Below are 26,518 nucleotides of genomic sequence, written 5' to 3' on the forward strand. Positions count from 1 at the left end.
GAGTGGAACCTATGTTTCCTGACAACCTGACATTTTCCATCGCCGACTGGGTCAACGGTTGGGTCGACGCCCTGGTGACCAACTACGGCGACGTGTTCCGGCACATTTCCGACACCCTACTGTGGGCCATCGTCAGCCTCGAAGGCGCGCTGCGCGCCACCCCGTGGTGGCTGATGCTCGGCGTCGTGGCGGTGATTGCCTGGCACGCCACCCGGCGCATTCTGCCGACCCTGGTCATCACCGGGTTGTTGTTCCTGGTGGGTGCAGTAGGCCTGTGGGACAAGCTGATGCAGACCCTGGCACTGATGCTGGTGGCGACGCTGATTTCGGTGCTGGTGGGCATCCCGCTGGGCATACTCTCGGCCCGCAGCAACCGCTTGCGCGCCGTGCTGATGCCGCTGCTGGACATCATGCAGACCATGCCCAGCTTCGTATACCTGATCCCGGTGCTGATGCTGTTTGGCCTGGGCAAGGTGCCGGCGATCTTCGCCACGGTGATCTACGCCGCGCCGCCGCTGATCCGCCTGACCGACCTGGGCATTCGCCAGGTCGACGGTGAAGTGATGGAGGCGATCAACGCCTTCGGCGCCAACCGCTGGCAGCAACTGTTCGGCGTGCAGCTGCCGCTGGCCTTGCCGAGCATCATGGCCGGCATCAACCAGACCACCATGATGGCCCTGTCGATGGTGGTGATCGCCTCGATGATCGGTGCCCGTGGCCTGGGCGAGGATGTGCTGGTAGGCATCCAGACCCTCAACGTCGGCCGCGGCCTCGAAGCGGGCCTGGCCATCGTCATTCTCGCGGTGGTGATCGACCGCATTACCCAGGCCTACGGCCGGCCACGCCATGAGGTGAGCAAATGAGCACGCAGGCGATCAGCAAGATCGAAGTGAAGAACGTCTTCAAGATCTTCGGCGACCGCGCCGACGAAGCCCTGCAGATGATCCGCAACCAGCAGGGCAAGGAGCAGGTGCTGGCGCAGACCGGCTGCGTGGTCGGGGTCAACGACCTGTCGCTGTCGATCGGCAGCGGCGAGATCTTCGTCATCATGGGCCTGTCCGGCTCGGGCAAGTCGACCCTGGTGCGCCACTTCAACCGCCTGATCGACCCCACCAGCGGGCAGATCCTGGTCGACGGCGAAGACATCCTGCAGTACGACATGGAGGCCCTGCGCGAATTTCGCCGGCGCAAGATCAGCATGGTGTTCCAGAGCTTCGGCCTGCTGCCGCATCGCAACGTGCTGGACAACGTCGCCTATGGCCTCAAAGTACGCGGCGAGAGCAAGCAGCTGTGCGCCGAGCGGGCCATGCAGTGGATCGAGACCGTGGGCCTGAAGGGCTACGAGAAGAAGTACCCGCACCAGCTGTCGGGCGGCATGCGCCAACGTGTGGGCCTGGCCCGGGCGTTGGCGGCGGATACCGACATCATCCTCATGGACGAGGCGTTCAGCGCCCTCGACCCGCTGATCCGTGCCGAAATGCAGGACCAGTTGCTGGAGCTGCAGAAGACCCTGCACAAGACCATCGTGTTCATCACCCATGACCTGGACGAAGCGGTGCGCATCGGCAACCGCATCGCCATTCTCAAGGATGGCCGCCTGATCCAGGTCGGCACGCCGCAGCAGATCCTTCACAACCCGGCCGACGAGTACGTCGACCGCTTCGTCCAGCGCCGCGCGGTCGCGGTATGAGGAGCGCCATGTCGCAAGCTGCAACCGTGGTCTTCACCGGCGCCGCGCTGCGCTGGCAGGACATCGCCGCCGTGGCCCGCCATGGCGCGCGCCTGGAACTGGCGCCGCAGGTGTGGGCGCGCATCGACAATGCCCAGGCCATCGTGCGCCATATCGTCGAAAGCGGTGAGCGCGCCTATGGCGTCAACACCGGGCTTGGCGCGCTGTGCAACGTCTCCTTGCAGGGTGAGCAGCTCGCGGCGCTGTCGCGCAACACCTTGCTTAGCCACGCCTGTGGCGTCGGCCCGGCGCTGCCGGATGAGCAGGCGCGGGCGATCATCTGCGCCGCCATCGCAAACTACAGCCACGGCAAGTCCGGCATCCACCGCCGCGTGGTCGAGGCGTTGCTGGCGCTGCTCAACCACGGCATCACGCCACAAGTACCGTCCCAGGGCTCGGTCGGATACCTGACCCACATGGCCCATGTCGGCGTGTGCCTGTTGGGCATTGGCAAGGTGAGCTACCGCGGGCAGATCGTCGAGGCCGCCCAAGCGCTGGCCGCAGAAGGCCTGGCACCGGTGCAGCTGGGCGCCAAGGACGGCCTGTGCCTGGTCAACGGCACACCCTGCATGACCGGCCTGGCCAGTCTCGCGCTGGACGACGCCAGCCGTTTGCTGCAATGGGCCGACGTGATCGGCGCCATGAGCTTCGAAGCCTTGCGCGGCCAGATCGCCGCCTTCGACCCTGAAATCATCGCGCTCAAGCCGCACCCGGGCATGCAGGTGGTGGGCGAGAACCTGCGCGCCTTGCTCGAAGGCAGCGAAGTGATCGCCACCAGCAAGGGCATCCGTACCCAGGATGCCCTGAGCATCCGTTCCATCCCCCAGGTACACGGTGCCGCTCGTGACCAGTTGGCCCATGCCGCCCGGCAGATCGAGGCGGAGCTCAACGGCGCCAACGACAACCCGTTGCTGCTGGGTACCCCGGACGACTTCCGGGTCGTGTCCCAGGCCAACCCCCATGGCCAATCGGTAGCCATGGCCGCCGACCTGCTGGCGATCGCCATGGCCGAGATCGGCTCGATCGCCGAACGGCGACTGGATCGCCTGGTCAACCCGCTGGTCAGCGGCCTGCCGGCCTTCCTGGTCAGCAACCCCGGCGTCAACTCGGGGATGATGATCGCCCAGTACGTGGCTGCTTCGCTGTGCGCGCAGAACCGCCAGTTGGCGCAGCCGGCGGTACTCGACAACTACGTGACCTCGGGCGTTCAGGAAGACCACCTGAGCCTGGGCACCAATGCCGCGCTCAAGCTGCATCAGGTGCTGGACAACTGCACTCAGGTGCTGGCCATCGAGTACCTGCTGGCCGCCCAGGCCTTCGAATTCCTCAAGGAACAGCGTTTCGGCGCTGGCACCGATGCTGCCTGGCGCCTGCTGCGCGAACAGGTGCCGGCCTACCTGGAAGACCGTTGGCTGGCCCCCGACATCGCCCGCGCCGCCGCGCTTTTGAAAGCTTCGCAAGGGCCGCAGCCGGTGCTGCCGGCACTGCACTGAATACGCAAAGGAGTCTGAACATGGAAGCGTTGAACCTTGTGCCCGGCCGCCTGACCCTGGCCCAGCTGCGCCGTATCCACTTGGCACCCGTGCAGTTGAGCCTGGATGCCAGCGCCGGTGCGGCCATCGACGCCAGCGTCGCCTGCGTCGAGCGGATCATTGCCGAAGACCGCACGGCCTACGGCATCAATACCGGTTTCGGCCTGCTGGCCTCGACCCGCATCGCCAGCCACGACCTGGAGAACCTGCAGCGTTCGCTGGTGCTGTCCCACGCCGCCGGTATCGGCGCGCCGCTGGACGACGCCATGGTGCGGTTGATCATGGTGCTGAAGATCAACAGCCTCAGTCGTGGCTTCTCCGGCATTCGCCGCAAGGTCATCGATGCGCTGATCGCCCTGGTCAACGCCGAGGTGTACCCGCACATCCCGCTCAAGGGCTCGGTGGGCGCCTCCGGTGACCTGGCGCCCCTGGCACACATGTCGCTGGTGCTGCTTGGCGAAGGCAAGGCGCGCTACCAAGGGCAATGGTTGTCGGCCAATGAAGCCCTGGCCGTGGCCGGCCTTGAACCGCTCACCCTGGCAGCCAAAGAGGGGCTGGCGCTGCTCAACGGCACCCAGGCTTCTACCGCCTATGCGTTGCGTGGCCTGTTCCAGGCCGAAGACCTGTTCGCCGCCGCCATCGCCTGTGGTGGCCTGACCGTGGAGGCTGTACTGGGCTCGCGCTCGCCCTTCGATGCGCGCATCCACGCCGCCCGTGGCCAGCTTGGCCAGATCGATACCGCGGCGTGCTTCCGCGACCTGTTGGGTGAGTCGACCGAGGTGTCCCAGTCGCACAAGAACTGTGGCAAGGTCCAGGACCCGTACTCGCTACGCTGCCAGCCACAGGTCATGGGCGCCTGCCTGACCCAGCTGCGCCAGGCTGCCGAGGTGCTGGGCATCGAAGCCAATGCGGTGTCGGACAACCCCCTGGTGTTCGCCGCCGAGGGCGACGTGGTGTCGGGTGGTAACTTCCATGCCGAACCGGTTGCCATGGCCGCCGACAATCTGGCCCTGGCCATCGCCGAGATCGGCGCGCTGAGCGAGCGGCGCATCTCGCTGATGATGGACAAGCACATGTCGCAGTTGCCGCCGTTCCTGGTGGAAAACGGCGGGGTCAACTCCGGCTTCATGATCGCCCAGGTCACGGCTGCCGCCCTGGCCAGCGAGAACAAGGCGCTGTCGCACCCACACAGCGTCGATAGCCTGCCGACTTCCGCGAACCAGGAAGACCATGTGTCGATGGCCCCGGCCGCGGGCAAGCGCTTGTGGGAAATGGCCGAGAACACCCGTGGTGTATTGGCCATCGAATGGCTCGGTGCCTGCCAGGGCCTGGACCTGCGCGAAGGGCTTAAAACCTCGGTGAAGCTGGAGCAGGCGCGCCAGGTGCTGCGCCGCGAGGTGCCGCATTACGACCACGACCGCTTCTTCTCACCGGATATCGAGGCGGCCAGTGCCTTGCTGGCCGAAGGCAAGTTGACCGCGCTGCTGCCGGCCGGCGTGCTGCCAAGCCTGTAGGGGCGGATGTGGGAGCCGGCTTGCCGGCGATGAAGGCACCGCGGAGCATGGCACCAGCTGCGCCGGTGATCGCCGGCAAGCCGGCTCCCACAAGAGCCCTCCGTCAGAACAGCGATGAACATCGGAGTTTGTGTATGAGAACCCTCTGGCAAAACTGCCACGCGGCAACCATGGCCCAGGGTAGCTACTCGGCCATCGAAGACGCCGCCATCGTCAGCAACGCAGGCCTGATCGAATGGATCGGGCCACGTGCCGACGTGCCGCCGCTGGAAATCGCCCGCACGGTCGATCTCAATGGCGCCTGGGTCACCCCAGGCCTGATCGACTGCCACACCCACGCGGTATTCGGTGGCAACCGCAGCGGCGAGTTCGAGCAGCGCCTGCAGGGCGTGAGCTATGCCGAAATTGCTGCTCAGGGCGGCGGCATCGCCAGCACCGTGCGCGCCACCCGCGCAGCCAGCGAGGACGAATTGTTCGCCAGCGCCCGGCAACGTGTGCAGGCATTGATGCGTGATGGCGTGACCACGATCGAGATCAAGTCCGGCTATGGCCTGGACCTGGCCAACGAGCGCAAGATGCTGCGCGTGGCCCGCCGCCTGGCCGACGAGCTGCCGCTGGCGGTGCGCGCCACGTGCCTGGCCGCCCATGCCTTGCCACCGGAATATGCCGGCCGGGCAGACGACTACATCGCCCACATCTGCAACGAGATGCTCCCGGCCCTGGCCGAGGAAGGGCTGGTGGATGCGGTGGACGCCTTCTGCGAGCACCTGGCGTTCTCCCCGGCACAGGTCGAGCGGCTGTTCATCAAGGCGCGCGAATTGGGGCTGCCGGTCAAGCTGCATGCCGAACAGCTGTCATCGCTGCACGGCTCCAGCCTGGCGGCGCATTATCAGGCGTTGTCCGCCGATCACCTGGAGTTCATGACCGAAGAAGATGCCATCGCCATGGCCAAAGCCGGCACGGTCGCCGTATTGTTGCCTGGCGCGTTCTACTTCCTGCGCGAAACGCAACTGCCGCCGATGGAGGCGCTGCGCCGCCACGGGGTGAAGATCGCCCTCGCCAGCGACCTCAACCCCGGCACTTCGCCTGGCTTGTCGCTGCGGCTGATGCTGAACATGGGCTGCACATTGTTCCGCATGACCCCGGAAGAGGCCTTGGCGGGTGTCACCTTGCATGCCGCTACTGCGCTAGGCCTGGGCGACAGCCATGGTTCGCTGGAAACCGGCAAGGTGGCGGACTTCGTCGCCTGGCACATCGAACGCCCTGCCGACCTGGCCTACTGGCTGGGCGGTGACCTGCCCAAGCGTGTGGTGCGCAAGGGCCACGAGATTTCCAACTGAGCGAGGCAATATGGACAAGGTACTGAGTTTTCACCAGGGCCATTTGCCCCTGCTGATCAGCATGCCCCACGCCGGGCTGAAACTGACCCCAGCGGTTGAGGATGGCCTGGTCGAGGCGGCACGCAGCCTCCCCGATACCGATTGGCATATCCCGCGCCTCTACGATTTCGCCCGTGAGCTGGGCGCCAGCGTGGTGGCGGCGGAGTACTCGCGCTTCGTCATCGACCTGAACCGGCCGGAAGACGACCAGCCGCTGTATGCCGGCGCGACCACCGGTTTGTACCCGGCGACGCTGTTCGAGGGCGAGCCCTTGTTCGAGGAGGGGAAGGTGCCCTCGGCGCAAGAGCGGGCCACCTATCTGGAACAGATCTGGCGGCCGTACCACGACACCCTGCGCAATGAACTGGCACGCCTGCGTGAGGCGTTCGGCTATGCACTGCTGTGGGACGCCCATTCGATCCGCTCGCACATCCCGCACCTGTTCGACGGCAAGCTGCCGGACTTCAACCTCGGCACCTTCAATGGTGCCAGTTGCGACCCTCGGCTGGCCGAGCGGCTGCAGGGTGTATGCGCCGAGGAAAGCGCCTATAGCCATGTGCTGAACGGGCGCTTCAAGGGCGGCCACATCACCCGCCACTATGGCCATCCAGGCGAGAACATCCACGCCGTGCAGCTGGAGCTTGCGCAAAGTACCTACATGGAAGAGTGCGAACCTTTCGCTTATCGCGAGGAACTTGCGCAGCCGACCCAGAAGGTACTGCGCAAGCTGCTGGAAACCACCGTGGACTGGGGGCGTGAGCGCTACGGGCGTTGAGCCGGATCACTCGAAGAGCGCGGCTTGCGATCAGGGTCGGCGAAGGCGGTGAGTTCGCGGATCAGGTGTGATTCGCGGGCCTTCCGGCTTCGTTCCAGGGCATTGAATTCCTCGCTCAGGTCATCCAGTGACCGTTCGGGATAGCGTTCGGGGAGTTCGCTCACCTGGTCTCGGTAATGGCTTTCGATTTGTGCGAAGCGCTCCGAGTAGGACTGGCGCAAGTGTTGAACCCAAACTTCGTTGGCGGCAGCAAAACGCAGAAAATCCTCGCCGAGTTCCCCGCGCCGGACCTGCAACTCTGCATCGATCAATTCCTCGAAACTGGGGTTGATCGCATACATCAGCCTATCGACGGGCTGGCCAAGTTGCAGTGGCCCATTCAGTTCGCGCAGGTAGGTCAGGCGTACCTCGGCTATATCCCGGTCGCCAGCTTCGCGCGTGGCCACCTCATCTACCGTGCGCACGCGATACAGGCGGCGCAGCTCACGATACAAGTTGGCCTCGCTGTCTTCGCCATCAAACTTCAAATCTTCGCTGGCAATGTAGAACTCGATGTTCTTGAAGGTCAGCAGGGCGCCGTCATAGCAGGTATGGTCGCCGTCTTCTTGGATCAAGGCTTCGCTGGCCTGGATGTTGAAAAGCGCCCGATCGTCCGGATCAAGCAACGCCCTGACCAGTACCTTGCGAACGCGTTCGCAGAACGCCAAGCGGGTCTGGTCATTCTGGTAGGCAGCGGTATTTTTCAATCGGCCTACAAGGGCCAGCAGATCCTGGGCATCGCCTGCTTCCTCAAGTTGCTCCCAGGTGTCGCGCAGGGCTTCGTTTTCCACCTCCGAAGCCAGGAGCCAGTCCGTGAGCCTGGGTGTATCTTCGATGGGCAGTCCACCCACCTCGTCGCGAATCGCGCTGAGCAGGTCCTCGTACCATTCGTCGACGGCATCGAGCCTGAGCGTAAAGCTGCTACGGCTCTCCGATGACACGCGTGCGCGGTGGACGACATCCTCCCTCAATGGGTTGCCGTTCAGGCGGATGGTGCTGATGGGCACGCTGTTATCGAGGTTTTGCATGATGAAGGGAGGCAATTCCCTGAGCTGGTTATCACTCAGGTCCAGCATTTCCAGGGGTAACAGGCTATTGACCCAGGTTGGCCAATGCTCGAGGCCCATTTCGTTGAGGTTGATGCGTCGCAGTGTGATGAGTGTATGCGGGACATTGACGATTGTGCCGGCGCGGTTGTTTCTGAGGTCAAGTATTTGCAGCCGGTGCAGTGGCGCCAACGCATCCATGAAGTGCTGATCGATCTCCAGCCCGACATTACGCAGTGCCAGAAAAGTCAATTGAGAGGATTGCTGCAGCGCCATCGGCAGGTCATGCGGTGCCCGCACGAACGTGTCCAGGGTCAGGCGGGTCATGCCAGGGAAGCGACTGAGCAGATCTTGCAGTTGCGCGGTGGTACCGCTGACATTTTCGAGGCAGAGGGTAGTTACGCGCTCGCAGAAGAACGTGGGTAACCGAGTCGGGAACAATTCCAGTGCTACGCCTGTCAGGCGTAACGGGATGCTGGTTTGGCCGGTTTCCTGACTGCTCCAGAACGCGTTCAGCGCTGTAGCGATGTCCCTTCTGCCGTTGTACACGGCTTGGCTGACCACTGCGGCCGAGGAGGACGCGTTGAGGTAATTGTCCAGATGATCGCGAAGCCGTTGTCGCAGCGTCAGATGCTGATTCAGCTGCTCAAGGAAGGCATCGGGCTGGTCCCACTCGAAGTGCTGGCCCCAGCCGTCCTGGTCGAGCATCACCGGCAGCATGTGGTCATGGCTGATGGCGTTGCCTTGCAGGAGCAACCGGGGATGGTGCGGAACGCCGTGTGTCCTTTCCAGCAGGAAGTGGGGCAGCAACGTGATCTGGTTGTTGCGCAGGGAAATCTGCTGCATGCGGGAGGCGCTACTGTAGCCGAGCCCATCCGGCCAGTGTCCCAGCTGCATGTTGTCGAGGCCAAGATAATCCAGGCTCAAGCGACTGAAGTCGGGCGGATTGTCGTCGGAGAGGCGGTTCCCGCTGAGGTCCAGGTGGCGCAGGTCGTTCAGGTTCGCGAGGCTGTCGATATCGACCATTGAAATGATGATGTTCTGGTGGGTCAGGCGTAGCGTTTGCAGCGAGGGCAACTGCTCTGCGATCAACGGCAAGCTGAACTGGAACGGCGAAGGCAATGCATCTTGCCGGTAGGGGCGGCTGATCTCCAGCGTTCTCACGTTGGCGAATTGCCGCAGCATGCTGTTCAACCGTGGAGTGTGCTCGCGCACGCTCTGATAGCGTTCAGGCTGGGTTTCGAGCAGCTGCAGGTCGCTGACGCCTGCAGTGAAGAAGGTCGGCAGCCGAAGCGGAAAGTCCAGCAGCGACAACCGCTCCAGGCGCAAGGGCGTGACCAGGCTTTCGTGTGCTGCAAAGGCGCGATCGTACCAATGCTGGGTAATGGCATTCGCCATGTGCTCGAAGTCGTTGGCGCTGTAGCTGGGCAATACGGCCGCCATCTGCCGCCAGTGGCTCAGGCTGGACTGCAGTTGGCTGCGTTGCTCCAGCAGATTGTCGAGTTGCCCACTGATCGCGTTGCGATCGAGGCTGCGGCTTTCCAGTGATGCCAGGATCTGCTCGGCGGGACGTGGCGTGGGGGTGTGCAAACTGATCTGCCTGATCCTGGCGAGCAGTGTTTGCCGCGAAATGCTGATGACGCGCGGGCGAGTACCGCCCAATGGGTAGCCGAGACGCCCGTCGGCCAGGCGCATGGGTGAGCGGAAACCGGGCTCCACTGGCTGCATGCCCAGAATCTGCCTCAGCGCTGGGCGCGGCAGCAGGTCAGCTTGCTGAACCATTGCCTTGAATGCCAGGTTGTTGTCGATCCCCAGCGCCGTGCGCTGCGCTTCGCTGAGCGCTTCGAACAGGGCACCCTGCAACGAGGCGTGGGTTTTCAGTGGAGCATCGGAGGGTTCACTGCTCATCAGTATGTAGCCGGCCTGGGCACTGATGATCGTTGGACCCTGCGCTGCATCAGGGCCGATGCGGGAACGTTGGCTGGGCGAGTAGATGCGCTGTTCCAGGGTGATGCCGAGATTCACTGGCCAGCCAGGTAACTGCCCGAGGGTGTGCAGCACCAAGCAATCGGTGTCCCAGTTGCGCAACTGGTTCAGGTACAGCCCTTCGTAGGCGCGGTTGAGCCTGATCTGCTGCTGGAGAAGGCGGATCTCATCGGCCAGGCGCCTGGGCACCTTGCCATTGTCCAGCTCGCCCAGTTCGCTGGCGGTGGCATTGTTCAGCAGCTCCTCGATGACGGGGGAGGGCAGCTGCCGATAGCGTGCGTGGAGCATTTCGGCCCCCGGCACCTGGCTGGCGGGCAGGCGCTGGTACTGCAGCTGGAATTCGCGCTGAACCTCGCCGGGCAATGCCTGCGTGTTTGCCTGTTCAAGGCGCTGGTAAAGCTTGAAGCGGGTAAAGGTATCTTCCAGCTGGCCGGGCAAGCGCTGGCTGTCGCACAGCACTTTGCGCAGGACATCCTCGTCGATGTCACTTACCCGCAAGGTGCGCCGTACGGTGTTCTCGTCGAAGTGTTCGTTACCTGCCCCCGAGCGGCGCACCAGTTGGTTTGCCTGCCATTGCTCGGGGCGGTCCAAGGGATGTAGCCAGCTGTCGGTACCGTTGTGACGCAGCGGTGGTTGGTAGGCGTCCGCCCGGGTCGGGTGTTCGATAACGTAGCCATCGTCCTGCGCAGCACGCCTCACCGAATAGGCTTGGCCGTCCAGAACAAGCCACGCTCTGCCTTGGTGATGCCGTAGCCCCAGGTTGTCTGGCTGCAGTGTGGCGGGAAAATCGATGGGCTGGGCATAGGGCGCTAGATCGGTCTGCCAGAGCCTGGTCTGGCCTTGCGGGAGCTCCACGTCATCGAGCTCTTCAATGAATGACGGTATTTCTACCGGCAGGGGTTCGACCAGCTGCCTTGGGTCAAGGGTGCTTGCACCGCCCTGGATCGCCTTGAGGGCCAAGGTGAAGGCGGCCATCTCTGCCACGTTCCTCACCACGTCCATCAGGTACTGGTAGGCCTGCTGCCGATCGTCATGGGCCCAGCTTTCGATACCCTCGTAGACCTCATAAGCCAGTTGCAATGCACAGACACCCAGCATGACCTCGCCAACGGCAGGTATGAAGAGCCCGGCGACATTGAGTGCGGTGAGTGCTTTTTGCAGCAAGTGCTCGCGGTAACTCACTGCAGTGATGGTATCGATGAGGGTTGTGGGGATGGCGTGGAAGGCGGCGTCTTCTTCGTGGCGAAAGACTTTTTCCGTGACCAGCCCCTGCAACAGGGAACCACTGAGCTGGCGTGCTTGCAGGTGCAACGTCGCGTGAGGATCTGCGATACGTTCATGAGTACCTTTCTGCGTCAGCGTCCATGGCATCAGCCGGTCCAGCAACCGGGTCTGCAGATGTGCCTTGTGGCGCTCTTTCATGCAGTGGTCGAGGTATCTGATATCGCCGAGCAAACGGTCGCGCAACCATTGCTCGCATGCTGTCTTCGATGCGAATTCGCGAAGCGGTGTCTCAGGGTCGGCGGGAATGTAAAGCGCCACCGAAGATTCCCCATCGGCTGATCGGTAATCGAGCAGGCGCACATGGGTCAGTTGTACATCCCACAGCGTAATGACACCGAACGTCAGGGTGGGAGCGTGCACCGGAACATCCAGAGGCAGCGCCAGGGCTGCCTCGTAGAGGCCCTGGCTGATGTCGTTCTGCAGCCGGGCAAGGTGCAGGCTCTGGGTGAACGTGCAGCGCTCAAGCTCGGCAAGCTTCTGGCCGGTCACCTTGTTGCTTTCACCGCTCTTCAGGTCGCTGTAATGGATGGCCTGCAGTTTTGCCTGGTACTGGCCACCGATATCCAGTTCACGGCACATGCGGGCAAACCGTTCGGGGGCCATGTCGAGGGTGTTGGGGATCGGTACCGTGCCCATGAAACCTTTGTGGTCGAGGATCACCGACTTCTTGAGCAGGGCATTGGCGTTATCCATACCCCCTGGCTCGGCTGCGCTGGCCTCGAAGTTGCGCAGCGCACTCTCCAGCAAGGAATGGGTGGCAAGCGTGTAGGCCTGCAAATCCTCTCCTGGTTGATGGTCGAGGTGCCGGACGTCCAGCAGGTGGTTGTCGGTGACATCCAGTTCGATGCCGAAGGTTTCCTTGATGGCAATGGCCAGCTGTTCCTTGGCAAAGGTTTGCAGGTCAGGCAGAGACTGATACAGGGCCTGCACCTCAAGCATGGCGGCCTGCACGCGCGCATGCTCGCTCGCCAGTGCCCGGGCGATGGCAGGTTCGGCCTGGCAGGCCTGCTGCAGCTCGGCTGCACGTGCGCTCATCACCTGGTTCATCAGGGTATGGGTCGATGGCGGAGCGTTTTTCATCCAGTCGGGGGTTTTTCCGGCGATCAGCGCATAGGGGATGCCGTTGTCTTTTTCCAAGGTCATGGTGAGCCCTAAGTGAAGTGGAAGGCTCAGCGACTATGGCCATGCGCCTGGCGCGCATGTGGTAGATAATTCCGCTCGGTGACGCCTCGAACTTTGCCGTTCTACGGTACGAGGACATGCTCAAAGCGCAATTCAGGTTTATGATGCCCAACGGCAGACAATATCCTCACACGGAGTGCGCAATGCAGACCCTGTACCCGCAGATCAAACCCTACGCCCGGCACGATCTGGCCGTGGAAGCGCCGCATGTGCTTTATGTCGACGAGAGCGGTTCGCCGGAAGGTCTGCCGGTGGTGTTCATCCACGGTGGCCCGGGCGCGGGTTGCGATGCCCAGAGCCGCTGCTATTTCGACCCCAACCTGTACCGCATCATTACCTTCGACCAGCGCGGCTGTGGTCGCTCCACGCCCCATGCGAGCCTGGAGAACAACACCACCTGGCACCTGGTCGAAGACCTCGAACGCATTCGCAAGCACCTGGGGATCGACAAATGGGTGCTGTTCGGCGGCTCGTGGGGCTCGACCCTGGCCCTGGCCTATGCCCAGACCCACCCCGAGCGGGTGCATGGCCTGATCCTGCGGGGCATCTTCCTGTGCAGGCCTCAGGAGATTCAGTGGTTCTACCAGGAGGGCGCCAGCCGCCTGTTCCCAGACTACTGGCAGGACTACATCGCGCCGATCCCGCCGGAAGAGCGCGGTGATCTGGTCAAGGCCTTCCACAAGCGCCTCACCGGCAACGACCAGATCGCCCAGATGCACGCTGCCAAGGCCTGGTCCACCTGGGAAGGCCGTACCGCGACCCTGCGCCCCAACCCGCTGGTGGTCGACCGCTTCTCCGAGCCGCAACGGGCTTTGTCTATCGCGCGCATCGAATGCCACTACTTCATGAACGATGCCTTCCTCGAGCCGGACCAGCTGATCCGCGACATGCCCAAGATCGCCCACCTGCCGGCCGTGATCGTGCATGGCCGCTATGACGTGATCTGCCCGCTGGACAACGCCTGGGCGTTGCATCAGGCCTGGCCGAACAGCGAGCTCAAGGTGATCCGCGACGCAGGCCACGCCGCCTCCGAGCCGGGTATTACCGATGCCTTGGTACGTGCGGCCGACCAGATGGCCCGCCGCCTGCTCGACCTGCCCCTGGAAGAAGCATGAGGGGGTTGTTGCAGCGCGTGCGAGGCGCGCGGGTAGAAGTGGCCGGCGAGATCGTCGGTGCCGTTGACCAGGGCCTGTTGGTGCTGGTGGCGGTCGAGCCTGAAGATACCCGCGAGCATGCCGATAAGCTGTTGCACAAGCTGCTCAACTACAGGGTGTTCAGTGATGAGCAGGGCAAGATGAACCTGTCGCTCAAGGATGTCGGTGGTGGTTTGCTGCTGGTGTCTCAGTTCACCCTGGCCGCAGACACCCGCAGCGGCATGCGCCCGGGCTTCTCTACCGCCGCGCCGCCGGCGCTGGGGGCGGAGCTGTTCGACTACCTTTTGCAACAAGCCCAGGGCCAGCATGCCACGGTGGCGAGCGGGCGCTTCGGTGCAGACATGCAGGTGCACCTCGTCAATGATGGCCCGGTGACATTTCTGTTACAAATATGAGGTAAAAAAACCCTTTGTTTATAGGAAAACAAGGGGTTTTGTACGATAAATAGTTGGTTCAGCCTGATGCGTTGTAACGCGTCCTGCTGGATAATCGCGCGCTGCGTGAGCCTGCGTTCGCAGGTTCGTTTCACTCTGACTCGAGCATTGTCTGGATCCGTTTGGGGAATCATTACGCCCTCACGGGGTCCGAACAGTGCTCGCCAACCCGGCATTTGTCGCTGGCCGTTGGTTTCATGATCTGTTTTCGGCGAGGGTTGCTCGTGATTGTTAGTCCCCAAAAAGCATCAAGTATCCCCGGCACTCGGCTGCGCAAGGCCCTGATGGCCAGTGTCGCACTGGTCGGCCTGATGAGCGCGGGCCAGCTGTGGGCATTCAATCTTGACGATGTTGCAGCCAAGGCAAAGGATCTGGCCGGCCAGAAGTACGAAGCACCTAAAAGCAATCTGCCGGCAGTCTTCCGCGACATGAAGTTCGCCGACTACCAGAAGATTCACTTCCTGCAGGAAAAGGCCGAGTGGGCCAAGGACAAGACCCCGTTCAAGCTGTCGTTCTATCACCAGGGCATGCATTTCGACACGCCGGTGAAGATCAACGAAGTCACGGCGAGCAAGGTCGAGGAAATCAAGTACGACCCGAGCCGCTTCGAGTTCGGTGACGTGCCGCACGACCCGGAAACCACCAAGAACCTGGGCTATGCCGGTTTCCGCGTGCTGTATCCGATCAACAAGGCCGACAAGCAGGACGAGATCATGACCCTGCTGGGGGCCAGCTACTTCCGCGTGGTCGGCAAAGGCCATGTGTACGGCTTGTCGGCCCGTGGCCTGGCAATCGACACCGCACTGCCATCGGGCGAGGAATTCCCGCGCTTCACCGAGTTCTGGGTAGAAAAGCCCAAGCCGGCCGACAAGCATCTGGTGATCTACGCGTTGCTCGACTCGCCGCGCTCCACCGGCGCTTATAAGCTGATCCTGCGTCCAGGCAGCGACACCGTGGTCGACGTGCAGTCCCGCGTGTTCCTGCGTGACCATGTCAGCCGCCTGGGTATCGCGCCGCTGACCAGCATGTACCTGTTCGGCCCCAACCAGCCGTCCAAGGTCCTGAACTACCGCCCGGCCCTGCATGACTCCGAAGGCCTGTCGATTCACGCGGCCAACGGCGAGTGGCTGTGGCGCCCGCTGAACAACCCGAAACACCTGGCCGTGAGCAACTTCAGTGTCGAGAACCCGCGTGGTTTCGGCCTGATGCAGCGCCAGCGCGCCTTCAGCGACTATGAAGACCTCGATGACAACTACCAGAAGCGCCCGAGCGCCTGGATCGAGCCGAAGGGCGACTGGGGCAAGGGCACCGTCGACCTGGTCGAGATCCCGACCGCGGACGAAACCAACGACAACATCGTTGCCTTCTGGAGCCCCGAGACGCTGCCTGAGCCAGGCAAGCCGATCGAGTACGCCTACCGCCTGCACTGGACCATCGACGAACAGCAGTTCCAGGCGCAGGATCTGGGTTGGGTCAAGCAGACCCTGCGTTCCACCGGTGACGTCAAGCAGTCCAACCTGATCCGCCAGCCGGACGGCAGCGTTGCCTTCCTGGTCGACTTCGCAGGCCCGGCCCTGGCCGCCCTGCCGGAAGACACCGCGGTACGCAGCCAGATCAGCGTCGGTGACAACGCCGAGGTGGTCGAGAACAATCTGCGCTATAACCCAGAAACCAAAGGCTGGCGCCTGACCCTGCGGTTGAAGGTCAAGGAAGCCAACAAGGCCACCGAAATGCGCGCAGCACTGGTCCGTGACGTACCGGTCGAGCCGGCCAAGCCTGCCCAGGACAGCAAGCAGGACAAGGCGGCTGCCAAGCACGCCAAGCACGAAAAAACTGCCAAGGCGCAGGAGCCAGCCAAGGCCGAACAACCAGCCGCCGATGCGGCGTCCACCAACGGGACCCCGGCCACCACGGAAAAAGTGCTGACCGAGACCTGGAGCTATCAGTTGCCTGCCGATGAGTAACTCAAGCGCAAGGCCGGAATCGCTTGGCGAGTACCTGGCCCACCTCCCACTGAGCGACGAGCAGCGCGCGGAACTCGCCAGCTGCACATCGTTCGGTGAGCTGCACCAACGCCTGGCGGCCAAACCGGCCGCCGATTCCGCCGAGGCCGTGCAGGCCTCGGTGGGCTCGCGCCTGACCGTGGGCAGCGCCGCCGAGCTGGAAGACGCCGAAATGCTCGGCGTCGACGGCAGCGGCCGCCTGTGCCTCAAGATCGCGCCGCCGATCAAGCGCACCAAGGTCGTTCCCGAGCCGTGGCGCACCAACGTGTTGATCCGCATGTGGCGGCGCCTTACAGGCCGTCCCAACGCCCCGCAGCCCGTCCAGCGCGAGCTGCCAAAGGCGCGCTGGCGCACGGTTGGCTCGATCCGCCGCTATATCCTGCTGGCCCTGATGATCGGTCAGACCATCGTTGCCGGCTGGTACATGAAGGGCATCTTGCCGTACCAGGGCTGGTCGTTCGTCGACCTCGACGAGGTGGTCAACCAGCCGCTTTGGGATACCGTGGTGCAGGTCTGGCCGTATGCCTTGCAGACGTCCATTCTGATCCTCTTCGGCATCCTCTTCTGCTGGGTATCGGCGGGCTTCTGGACCGCACTGATGGGCTTCCTCGAGCTGCTCACCGGGCGTGACAAGTACCGTATTTCCGGCAGCAGTGCCGGCAGCGAGCCGATCGCCCCCGAGGCACGCACTGCACTGGTGATGCCCATCTGCAACGAAGACGTGCCGCGTGTGTTCGCCGGTTTGCGCGCCACCTTCGAATCGGTGGCCGCCAGCGGCAACCTCGACCGCTTCGACTTCTTCGTGCTCAGCGACACCAACGACACCGATATCGCCGTGGCCGAGCAACAGGCCTGGCTGGACGTGTGCCGCGAAACCAAGGGCTTCGGCCGCATCTTCTACCGCCGCCGCCGTCGCCGCGTGAAGCGCAAGAGCGGCAACCTCGACGACTTCTGCCGTCGCTGGGGTGGCGAGTACAAGTACATGGTCGTGCTCGACGCCGACAGCGTCATGAGCGGCGAGTGCCTGAGTAGCCTGGTGCGCCTGATGGAGGCCAACCCGGACGCGGGCATCATCCAGACCGCGCCGAAGGCGTCGGGCATGGACACCCTGTATGCGCGCATGCAGCAGTTCGCCACCCGCGTGTACGGCCCACTGTTCACCGCCGGCCTGCACTTCTGGCAGCTGGGCGAGTCGCACTACTGGGGCCACAACGCGATCATCCGCATGAAGCCGTTCATCGAGCACTGCGCCCTGGCGCCGTTGCCGGGTAAGGGTGCGTTCGCCGGTGCCATTCTGTCCCACGACTTCGTCGAAGCCGCGCTGATGCGCCGTGCCGGCTGGGGCGTGTGGATCGCCTACGACCTGCCGGGCAGCTACGAAGAACTGCCGCCGAACCTGCTCGACGAGCTCAAGCGCGACCGCCGCTGGTGCCACGGCAACCTGATGAACTTCCGCCTGTTCCTGGTCAAGGGCATGCACCCGGTGCACCGTGCGGTGTTCCTCACCGGGGTGATGTCGTACCTATCTGCGCCGTTGTGGTTCTTCTTCCTGGTGCTCTCGACCGCGTTGCTGGCGACCAACACGTTGATGGAACCGCAGTACTTCATCGAACCGTACCAGCTCTACCCCCTGTGGCCGCAGTGGCACCCGGAGAAGGCGGTTGCACTGTTCTCCACCACCATCGTGCTGCTGTTCCTGCCCAAGCTGCTCAGCATCGTGCTGATCTGGGCCAAGGGCGCGGTCGAGTTCGGCGGGCGTATCAAGGTCACCTTGTCGATGCTCATGGAGATGCTGTTCTCCATGCTGCTGGCGCCGGTACGCATGATCTTCCACACCCGCTTCGTGCTGGCCGCGTTCCTCGGCTGGGCCGCGACCTGGAATTCGCCGCAGCGTGACGACGACTCCACCCCGTGGAGCGAGGCGGTGCGCCGTCATGGCCCGCAGACCCTGCTGGGCTTCGCTTGGGCCGGGCTGGTGGCGTGGCTGAACCCGAGCTTCCTGTGGTGGCTGGCGCCGATCGTCGGTTCGCTGGTGCTGTCGATCCCGGTGTCGGTGATCTCCAGCCGCACGCGCCTGGGCCTGGCGGCCAAGGACGAGAAGCTGTTCCTCATTCCAGAGGAATACGCAACGCCCCAGGAGCTGCTGGCAACTGATCAGTACACCCACGAGAACCGCTGGCATGCTCTGCATGACGGCTTCGTGCGCGCGGTGGTCGACCCACGGCAGAACGCCCTGGCCTGTGCCATGGCCACTGCCCGTCACGGTCAGGCCGCACCGATCGAGGCATTGCGTACCGAGCGCGTGGCCAAGGCGCTCGAGGTCGGGCCGAAAGGGCTTGATCTCAATACCCGCTTGGCCCTGCTCAGCGACCCGGTAGCGCTGACCCGTCTGCACGAGCAGGTCTGGGCCCAGCACAATGCGGCGTGGATCGACGTGTGGCGTGCGTCGATCAACAACGACCCGCATTCGCCGCTGTTGCCGTTGCATCCAGAAAGTGAAGGGCAGCCGGCACTCGTCGGCGCCTGACAGACCTTGGGGCCGCTTTGCGGCCCTTTCGCCGGCAAGCCGGCTCCCACAGGTACTGCGAAGCCTCAGGGCTGTGGAGCACCTCTGGGAGCCGGCTTGCCGGCGAAAGGGGTTAGCCAATCTCCCTGCTATCTGCGGATTTTGGCCAACAAAGTCCCCCCCGGCTCTAGGTCCCAGGGCCGCCATGCGTTAGCATCCCTCTCCGATAAAACACGCCGGCCGGTACGGCCGTGCCAACAATAAGATTCGCTACTTTCTTTGCTAGGGGACTTGGTGATGATGAAGAAATACCTTTCGCGCCTGCTGGTCGGCGTCACCGCGCTGGTCGCGGTCGCTTCCGCTCAGGCCGGGGCCATCGACGACGCGGTCAAGCGTGGCACCCTGCGGGTGGGCATGGACCCCACCTACATGCCGTTCCAGATGACCAACAAGCGCGGCGAGATCATCGGCTTCGAAGTCGATATCCTCAAGGCCATGGCCAAATCCATGGGCGTCAAGTTCGAGGCCGTTTCCACCGCCTATGACGGCATCATCCCGGCCCTGCTGACCGACAAGTTCGACATCATCGGCAGCGGCATGACCCTCACCCAGGAACGCAACCTGCGCCTGAACTTCAGCGAACCCTTCATCGTGGTCGGCCAGACACTGCTGATCCGCAAGGAGCTGGCGGGCGAGATCAAGTCGTACAAGGACCTGAACAACGAGAAGTACCGCCTGACCTCCAAACTTGGAACCACCGGCGAAATGGTTTCCAAGAAGCTGATCGGTAAAGCCAAGTACCACGGCTACGACAACGAGCAGGAAGCGGTCATGGACGTGGTCAACGGCAAGGCTGACGCTTTCGTCTATGACGCGCCATACAACGTGGTGGCAGTGGAGAAGGCCGGCGCCGGCAAGCTGCTGTTCCTCGAAGAACCCTTCACCTACGAGCCGCTGGCCTTCGGCCTGAAGAAAGGCGACTACGACAGCATCAACTTCATCAACAACTTCCTGCACCAGATCAAGCATGACGGGACCTACGATCGTATCCACGACAAGTGGTTCAAGAACAAGGACTGGCTGAAGGAAATGGAATAAGGCCTAGGCCACAAGCCCAGCCTTTGACCCCGACGCGCAGGCAAACCCTGCGCGTTCGCATTTACGGAAGTACCCACGTGATCAAACACAAGAAAGCCCAGTGGCCCTGGCATGCGCTGACCGCGCTGGTTCTGGTGGGCCTGGCGTTCAGCCTGTACATGGCCACTTCGATGATTTCCTACGAGTGGCGCTGGAACCGTGTACCGCAATACTTCGCCTACCAGGCCGAGGAAGCGCAGCGGGCAGCCGGCTACGGCACCGTGCAGGACATCGTCGTCTCCGGTGACACCGCGCGTGTCACGCTGAAGGACGAAAACGGCGATGAACAAGTACTCGACGTGGACAAGGACAGCCTGCAACTGAGCCGCGGCGACGATGTCTCCGAAGGCGACCAGATTGGCGTGACCCGCCACTGGGCAGCGGGGCCGCTGGCATGGGGCCTGTGGACAACCTTGTGGATCTCGGTGGTTTCTGGGGCGCTGGGCCTGGTGATCGGGCTGTTCGCCGGGTTGTGCCGGCTTTCCAACAACCCGACGTTGCGCGATCTGTCGACCGTGTACGTCGAGCTGGTGCGTGGCACGCCGTTGTTGGTGCAGATCTTCATTTTCTACTTCTTCATCGGCACTGTGCTCAATCTCTCCCGCGAGTTTGCCGGCGTTGCGGCTCTGGCACTGTTCACGGGTGCCTACGTGGCGGAAATCGTGCGTGCCGGCGTGCAGTCGATTGCCAAGGGCCAGAACGAGGCTGCTCGCTCCCTGGGCCTGAATGCCAGCCAGTCGATGCGCCACGTGATCCTGCCGCAGGCGTTCAAGCGCGTGCTGCCACCGCTGGCCGGGCAGTTCATCAGCCTGGTCAAGGACACCTCGCTGGTGTCGGTGATCGCCATCACCGAACTGACCAAGAGCGGCCGCGAGGCCATCACTACCTCGTTCTCGACCTTCGAGATCTGGTTCTGCGTGGCAGGCCTGTACCTGCTGATCAACCTGCCGCTGTCGCACCTGGCCAGCCGGCTCGAGCGGAGGCTTGCGCAAAGTGATTGAAGTCCGTGACCTGCTGAAAGTCTTCGACACCCGCGGCCAGGTGGTGCGCGCGGTGGATAACGTCACCACGCAAGTGGCCAAAGGTGAAGTGGTGGTGGTGCTCGGCCCGTCCGGTTCGGGCAAGTCGACCTTCCTGCGCTGCCTCAATGGCCTGGAGCATTTCGATGAAGGCCACGTGGCCATCGACGGCCTGCGCCTGGACGACCCCAAGACCGACATCAATGCCTACCGCCGTGAAGTTGGCATGGTGTTTCAGCACTTCAACCTGTTCCCGCACATGACCGTGCTGGAGAACCTGTGCCTGGCGCAGAAGGTGGTGCGCAAGCGTAGCAAGGCCGACCGCGAGGCGAAGGCTCGTGCGCTGCTGGAGAAGGTGGGTATTTCGCAGAAGGCCAATGAGTACCCGTCGCGCCTGTCGGGTGGTCAGCAGCAGCGGGTAGCGATCGCCCGGGCGCTGGCGATGGACCCCAAGGTGATGCTGTTCGACGAGCCGACCTCTGCGCTCGACCCGGAGATGGTCGGCGAGGTGCTGGATGTGATGAAGACCCTGGCCCAGGAAGGCATGACCATGGTCTGCGTGACCCACGAAATGGGCTTTGCCCGGGAAGTGGCGGACCGAGTGCTGTTCTTCGATCACGGCAAGCTGCTGGAAGATTCGGCGCCGGTGGCGTTCTTCGATTCGCCTACAGATCCGCGCGCCCAGGCCTTCCTCCGTCAGGTGCTGTAACTGGTGGGGCTGCCTTGCAGACCAATCGCTGGCAAGCCAGCTCCCACCGCTATTGCACAGGCCTCATGGGCGGTGCTGTAACTGGTTGGGCTGCCTTGCAGCCCAATCGCTGGCAAGCCAGCTCCTACCGCTATTGCACAGGTTTCAAGGGCGGTGCTGTAACTGGTGGGGCTGCTTTGCAGCCCAATCGCTGGCAAGCCAGCTCCTACAGCTATTGCACAGGTTTCAAGGGCGGTGCTGTAACTGGTGGGGCTGCCTTGCAGCCCAATCGCTGGCAAGCCAGCTCCTACAGCTATTGCACAGGTTTCAAGGGCGGTGCTGTAACTGGTGGGGCTGCCTTGCAGCCCAATCGCTGGCAAGCCAGCTCCTACAGCTATTGCACAGGTTTCAAGGGCGGTGCTGTAACTGGTGGGGCTGCCTTGCAGACCAATCGCTGGCAAGCCAGCTCCCACCGCTATTGCACAGGCCTCATGGGCGGTGCTGTAACTGGTGGGGCTGCCTTGCAGCCCAATCGCTGGCAAGCCAGCTCCCACCGCTATTGCACAGGTTTCAAGGGCGGTGCTGTAACTGGTGGGGCTGCCTTGCAGCCCAATCGCTGGCAAGCCAGCTCCTACAGCTATTGCACAGGTTTCAAGGGCGGTGCTGTAACTGGTGGGGCTGCCTTGCAGCCCAATCGCTGGCAAGCCAGCTCCTACAGCTATTGCACAGGTTTCAAGGGCGGTGCTGTAACTGGTGGGCTGCCTTGCAGCCCAATCGCTGGCAAGCCAGCTCCTACAGCTATTGCACAGGTTTCAAGGGCGGTGCTGTAACTGGTGGGCTGCCTTGCAGCCCAATCGCTGGCAAGCCAGCTCCTACAGCTATTGCACAGGTTTCAAGGGCGGTGCTGTAACTGCTGGGCTGCCTTGCAGCCCAATCGCTGGCAAGCCAGCTCCTACAGCTATTGCACAGGTTTCAAGGGCGGTGCTGTAACTGGTGGGGCTGCCTTGCAGCCCAATCGCTGGCAAGCCAGCTCCCACAGCTATTGCACAGGCCTCAAGGGCGGTGCTGTAACTGGTGGGGCTGCCTTGCAGCCCAATCGCTGGCAAGCCAGCTCCCACAGCTATTGAACAGGCCTCAAGGGCGGTGCTGTAACTGGTGGGGCTGCCTTGCAGCCCAATCGCTGGCAAGCAGCTCCCACAGCTATCGCACAGGCCTCAAGGGCGGTGATGTCCCTGTGGGAGCTGGCTTGCCAGCGATTGGGCCGCAAAGCGGCCCCGTGCGATCTCAGAGCTTGAACCGCCCCACCAACCCCTGCAAATGCGTTCCCAGTCGCGCCAGCTCGACGCTGGAACTGGCCGTCTCCTCGCTCGCCGCCGACGTCTGATCGGAAATATCCCGCACATTCATCACACTACGGTTGATCTCCTCGGCCGTGGCGCTCTGCTGCTCGGCCGCCGTGGCGATCTGCTGGTTCATCGCCTGGATCGACGACACCGTGCGCGTGATGGTATCGAGCGAAGTTCCTGCCCGGCGGGTCAGCTCGACACTGCTGTCGGTGAGCTGGCGGCTGGCGTCCATCACGCTGGCCACGCGCTGGGTACCGCTTTGCAGGCCGGCAATCAGCTCTTCGATTTCTTCGGTGGACTGCTGAGTGCGCTGGGCCAGGCTACGCACCTCATCGGCCACCACGGCAAAACCGCGGCCAGCTTCGCCCGCACGGGCTGCCTCGATGGCCGCATTGAGCGCCAGCAGGTTGGTCTGCTGGGCCACCGACTTGATCACATCGAGCACGCTGCCGATCTTGTCACTCTCGGCCTTGAGCTGATTCATCGCTTCGCTGGAGTTGACCACTTCGCTGGCCAGGCGCTCGATCTGCGCGACTGCCTCGCTGACCACGCGGTCCCCTTCACGGGCCTGCTGGTCGGCCATCAGCGCTGCCTCGGAGGCCTGTTCGGCATTGCGCGCCACTTCATGCACGGTGGCGGCCATTTCATTCATGGCCGTGGCCACCTGATCGGTTTCGACCTTCTGGTTGTTGACCCCGGAGCTGGTCTGCTCGGTGACTGCCGACAACTCTTCGGCGGCGCTGGCGATCTGGGTGACGCCATCGCCGATGCCGCCGATCAGCTCGCGCAGGCCCTGGGTCATGCGCTGCATGCTGGCCTGCAACTGGCCTAGCTCGTCGCGACGGCTGGTCGGCAGGTCCTGGCGCAGGTCGCCGTTGGCCACACGCTCGGCGGCGGCCAGGATGTGGCGCAGGGGGATGATGATCTGCCGGGTGATGGCCCAGGCAGCCAGCAGGCCCAGCAGCAATGCCAGGCCGGTGGCGCCGGCGAGCATGGCCTTGGCCTGGCGGGCGCCGGCGTCGCGGACCTTGGTCTGCGACTCGGTCATGGCCTGGCTGGTTTGCAGCAGCACCGTGCCCTGATCGGCCATGCGCTGGAGGATCTGCTCGCTGGGGTTCTGCTTGAGCTCGATAAATGCCTGTCGATAGAGGCGAACCGCCTCAAGCTGCTGTTGCAGCCGCTGGTGGTCGACGGCCTGCTCGATCTGGCTCAGCATGAGCGTGACCTGGCGTTCGACATTGTTCAGCGCCTGATCCAGTTCGTTTATCGAGGCCTGGTCGGGCTGGCGCTGATAATGCTGGCGGGCAATACGCAAGTCTTGCGTGTATCCGTAGATGATCGAGATATTGCCCAGCTTGTCACCGCGGTTGATGATGCTGTCCATGCCAAGCCACCCGGTCAGGGTGATGGCCAGGGTCAGTAGTAGCACCAGGCCGAAACCCAGCCCTAGCTTGCGATTGACGCTCACATTCCCCAGCGATTGGGATAACCATTGGTACATTTTCGACTCCCCGGCAACTTGGCAGCACGGAATATTGTTGTGTTGCCAGGCCATCGGCTTGCGCCGAGGAAACTTGATGGGGAAAAGCTGACCCGTTTGTCAGAAAATCCTTGAGAGTAAGGCAGTTACGGCGGTTTCGACACGCAGGATACGCTCGCCCAACTGCACGGGTGCCAAACCAGCCTTGCCCAGCAGGTCTACTTCGTAGGGGATCCAGCCGCCCTCAGGGCCGATGGCCAGGGTGACCGGGCCCTCGACCGCGCGCGGGCAGGCGGGGTAGGGGCCTGGGTGGCCGACCAGGCCGAGTGTGCCGCTGGCGATGGCGGGCAGTCGATCCTCGACGAACGGCTTGAAACGCTTCTCGATGATCACCTCGGGCAGCACCGTGTCGCGGGCCTGTTCCAGGCCGAGGATCAGGTTCTCACGAATGCTTTCGGGATTGAGGAAGGGCGTCTGCCAGAAACTTTTCTCCACCTTGTAGCTGTTGACCAGGATCAGCCTCTGCACGCCAAGGGTGGCGACAGTCTGGAACAGCCGGCGCAGCATCTTCGGGCGTGGTACGGCCAACACCAGCGTCAGCGGCAGTTTGGCCGGTGGTTGCTGGTCGAAGGCGACTTCAAGTTCGGCTTCGTGCTGTTCCAGGCGTACCACGGTGGCACCGCCCATCAGGCCATTGATACGGCCCACGCGTAGCGTGTCGCCTACCGTGACGCGGTGGATGTCCTGCATGTGGGTAAAGCGTCGATCAGCGAGAACGACGCGGTCGGCCGACACGAAGTCGGCCTCTTCGAGGAGCAACAGGTTCACGGTTGGGTCGCAGGTGGCTGGTCGTTGTGGTCGTCGGTGGCTTGATCGGGCTCATGGCTGCGCTTGCGAATCAGGCTGCCGCACAGCACGCCGATCTCGAACAGCAACCACATGGGCACGGCGAGCAAGGTCTGGGAGAAGATGTCCGGTGGGGTAAGGATCATGCCGACCACGAAGCAGCCGATGATCACGTAGGGACGGATCTTCTTCAGGTAGTTCACATCGACCACGCCGATCCACACCAGCAGCACCACTGCGACGGGGATTTCGAAGGCGACGCCGAAGGCGAAGAACAGGGTCATGACGAAATCGAGGTAGTTGGCTATGTCGGTCATCATCGCCACGCCGGCCGGTGTGGCCGCAGCGAAGAATTTGAACATCAGCGGGAACACCAGGAAGTAGGCGAAGGCCATGCCGGCATAGAACAGCACGATGCTCGACACCAGCAGCGGAATGGCGATGCGCTTTTCATGGCGGTACAGCCCCGGCGCGATGAAGCCCCAGATCTGTTGCAGGATGAACGGTATGGCCAGGAACAGCGAAACGATCATGGTCAGCTTGAACGGCGTCAGGAACGGCGAGGCCACGTCGGTGGCGATCATCGTCGCGTTGGCCGGCAAGTGCTCGCGCAGGGGCGCCGAGACCAGGGTGTAGATCTGCTGGGCAAAAGAAAACAGCCCGGCGAAGATCAGGAAAATGGCAGCCACGCAGCGCAGCAGGCGGGTGCGCAGCTCGGTCAGGTGCGAGACCAGCGGCATGGGCTGGTCGTCTTGCGGATTTTCGCTCATGGGGCTCGCGGCGGTTGAGGCTGTTCGGGTTGCTCAGGTACAGGCACCGTGGCTGCCGGCGCTGCGGACGCTGGCGTGGCGGCGGGCTGCTCGGTAGCGACCGTGGCGGGCGGCTGGGCAGGCGGCGTCAGCGGGTTGAGGATGCGCTTGGCTTCCTGCTCCATCTGCAGGATGTGCTCGTTGTGCAGCTGGCGGCGGATGTCGTCTGCACCGATTTCGCGCTCGACCTCCATCTTGATCGCGTTGAAGCTGCGTTTCAGCCGGCCGATCCACAGCCCCGCGGTACGCGCGGCGCCAGGCAGGCGCTCGGGGCCGAGCACCAGCAAGGCTACCAGGCCGACGAGCAGCAGCTCGCTGAAGCTGATGCCGAACATGGCTCAGTCTTTCCGCTGCGGCTCTTGGACCGGCTGGGCCTGGCCCTCGATGGTATGGCCTTGCGCCTGCGGCGCTGCGGCTTGCTGCTGGGCGGTCTGCACCGGTGGAATCGGCTGGGCGGGCGGCGGGGTCTGCTCGGCCGGCTTGTTCTCTTCTTCGTTCATGGCCTTGCGGAAGCCCTTGATCGATTCGCCCAGGTCGCTGCCGAAGTTCTTCAGCTTCTTGGTGCCGAAGACCAGTACCACGACGACCAGCAGGACGATCCAGTGTTTCCAGTCAAAAATACCCATGGTG

The 26,518-nt window shown here is 63.2% G+C and carries 20 protein-coding genes; 14 read left to right on the top strand and 6 right to left on the bottom strand.

Annotated elements, in window-relative coordinates; genetic code table 11:
- The first annotated feature begins 11 nt into the window (after nt 1-11).
- From KU43P_RS01855 to hutG, 6 genes are all read left to right on the top strand, one after another.
- Nucleotides 12-863, top strand: coding sequence for an ABC transporter permease (locus tag KU43P_RS01855; RefSeq protein WP_016395379.1), 852 nt, complete (start codon nt 12-14; stop codon nt 861-863).
- Complete coding sequence (locus tag KU43P_RS01860; protein WP_317660800.1) at nt 860-1,690, top strand: glycine betaine/L-proline ABC transporter ATP-binding protein; 831 nt, start codon at nt 860-862, stop codon at nt 1,688-1,690. The genes KU43P_RS01855 and KU43P_RS01860 overlap by 4 nt, the downstream gene beginning before the upstream one ends.
- Before the next feature lie 8 nt (nt 1,691-1,698).
- Nucleotides 1,699-3,222, top strand: coding sequence for a histidine ammonia-lyase (gene hutH, locus KU43P_RS01865; protein ID WP_317660801.1), 1,524 nt, complete (start codon nt 1,699-1,701; stop codon nt 3,220-3,222).
- 20 nt (nt 3,223-3,242) lie between these two features.
- Nucleotides 3,243-4,775, top strand: coding sequence for a histidine ammonia-lyase (hutH, locus tag KU43P_RS01870; protein WP_317660802.1), 1,533 nt, complete (start codon nt 3,243-3,245; stop codon nt 4,773-4,775).
- Between the two features lie 134 nt (nt 4,776-4,909).
- Nucleotides 4,910-6,115: an imidazolonepropionase gene (gene hutI, locus KU43P_RS01875; RefSeq protein ID WP_317660803.1), complete on the top strand. Its 1,206-nt coding sequence runs from the start codon at nt 4,910-4,912 to the stop codon at nt 6,113-6,115.
- Nucleotides 6,116-6,125: 10 nt separating this feature from the next.
- The gene (hutG, locus tag KU43P_RS01880) at nt 6,126-6,929 is read left to right on the top strand and encodes an N-formylglutamate deformylase (RefSeq protein ID WP_317660804.1); all 804 of its coding nucleotides are present in this window, start codon (nt 6,126-6,128) and stop codon (nt 6,927-6,929) included.
- Here hutG and KU43P_RS01885 read toward each other — a convergent pair.
- Nucleotides 6,917-12,427: a dermonecrotic toxin domain-containing protein gene (locus KU43P_RS01885; protein ID WP_317660805.1), complete on the bottom strand. Its 5,511-nt coding sequence runs from the start codon at nt 12,425-12,427 to the stop codon at nt 6,917-6,919. The genes hutG and KU43P_RS01885 overlap by 13 nt on opposite strands.
- 182 nt (nt 12,428-12,609) lie before the next feature.
- Between KU43P_RS01885 and pip the strand changes: the two genes are divergently transcribed.
- From pip to KU43P_RS01925, 8 genes are all read left to right on the top strand, one after another.
- Nucleotides 12,610-13,581, top strand: coding sequence for a prolyl aminopeptidase (pip, locus tag KU43P_RS01890; RefSeq protein WP_317660806.1), 972 nt, complete (start codon nt 12,610-12,612; stop codon nt 13,579-13,581).
- Nucleotides 13,578-14,015, top strand: coding sequence for a D-aminoacyl-tRNA deacylase (gene dtd / locus KU43P_RS01895; protein WP_317660807.1), 438 nt, complete (start codon nt 13,578-13,580; stop codon nt 14,013-14,015). The genes pip and dtd overlap by 4 nt, the downstream gene beginning before the upstream one ends.
- A gap of 263 nt (nt 14,016-14,278) precedes the next feature.
- Nucleotides 14,279-16,018, top strand: coding sequence for a glucan biosynthesis protein G (locus tag KU43P_RS01900; RefSeq protein WP_317660808.1), 1,740 nt, complete (start codon nt 14,279-14,281; stop codon nt 16,016-16,018).
- Nucleotides 16,011-18,584: a glucans biosynthesis glucosyltransferase MdoH gene (mdoH, locus tag KU43P_RS01905; RefSeq protein ID WP_317660809.1), complete on the top strand. Its 2,574-nt coding sequence runs from the start codon at nt 16,011-16,013 to the stop codon at nt 18,582-18,584. The genes KU43P_RS01900 and mdoH overlap by 8 nt, the downstream gene beginning before the upstream one ends.
- Nucleotides 18,585-18,863: 279 nt before the next feature.
- A complete protein-coding gene (locus KU43P_RS01910) occupies nt 18,864-19,661 on the top strand; it encodes a transporter substrate-binding domain-containing protein (protein WP_317663704.1) in 798 nt (265 codons plus the stop codon).
- Between the two features lie 77 nt (nt 19,662-19,738).
- Complete coding sequence (locus KU43P_RS01915) at nt 19,739-20,701, top strand: amino acid ABC transporter permease (RefSeq protein ID WP_317660810.1); 963 nt, start codon at nt 19,739-19,741, stop codon at nt 20,699-20,701.
- Complete coding sequence (locus tag KU43P_RS01920; protein WP_317663706.1) at nt 20,694-21,428, top strand: amino acid ABC transporter ATP-binding protein; 735 nt, start codon at nt 20,694-20,696, stop codon at nt 21,426-21,428. Before KU43P_RS01915 ends, KU43P_RS01920 begins: the two co-directional genes overlap by 8 nt.
- Before the next feature lie 14 nt (nt 21,429-21,442).
- Entirely contained in the window at nt 21,443-22,237 is a 795-nt protein-coding gene (locus KU43P_RS01925) for a hypothetical protein (protein ID WP_317660811.1), read from the top strand.
- A 454-nt stretch (nt 22,238-22,691) separates the two neighbouring features.
- On the opposite strand, the gene KU43P_RS01930 is transcribed toward KU43P_RS01925, so the two are convergent.
- The 5 genes from KU43P_RS01930 to KU43P_RS01950 form a co-directional block, all read right to left on the bottom strand.
- Nucleotides 22,692-24,254 carry a methyl-accepting chemotaxis protein gene (locus KU43P_RS01930; protein ID WP_317660812.1) on the bottom strand — a complete coding sequence of 521 codons (1,563 nt, stop codon included), beginning with the start codon at nt 24,252-24,254 and terminating at the stop codon, nt 22,692-22,694.
- Between the two features lie 99 nt (nt 24,255-24,353).
- Nucleotides 24,354-25,061, bottom strand: coding sequence for a 16S rRNA (uracil(1498)-N(3))-methyltransferase (locus tag KU43P_RS01935; RefSeq protein WP_317660813.1), 708 nt, complete (start codon nt 25,059-25,061; stop codon nt 24,354-24,356).
- Nucleotides 25,058-25,849: a twin-arginine translocase subunit TatC gene (tatC, locus tag KU43P_RS01940; RefSeq protein WP_317660814.1), complete on the bottom strand. Its 792-nt coding sequence runs from the start codon at nt 25,847-25,849 to the stop codon at nt 25,058-25,060. The genes KU43P_RS01935 and tatC overlap by 4 nt, the downstream gene beginning before the upstream one ends.
- Nucleotides 25,846-26,223 carry a Sec-independent protein translocase protein TatB gene (gene tatB, locus KU43P_RS01945; RefSeq protein WP_317660815.1) on the bottom strand — a complete coding sequence of 126 codons (378 nt, stop codon included), beginning with the start codon at nt 26,221-26,223 and terminating at the stop codon, nt 25,846-25,848. The genes tatC and tatB overlap by 4 nt, the downstream gene beginning before the upstream one ends.
- A gap of 3 nt (nt 26,224-26,226) precedes the next feature.
- Nucleotides 26,227-26,514: a twin-arginine translocase TatA/TatE family subunit gene (locus KU43P_RS01950; protein ID WP_317660816.1), complete on the bottom strand. Its 288-nt coding sequence runs from the start codon at nt 26,512-26,514 to the stop codon at nt 26,227-26,229.
- Nucleotides 26,515-26,518: the final 4 nt, after the last annotated feature.

Source organism: Pseudomonas sp. KU43P, assembly GCF_033095865.1.
In the GTDB taxonomy this organism is placed as follows: domain Bacteria; phylum Pseudomonadota; class Gammaproteobacteria; order Pseudomonadales; family Pseudomonadaceae; genus Aquipseudomonas.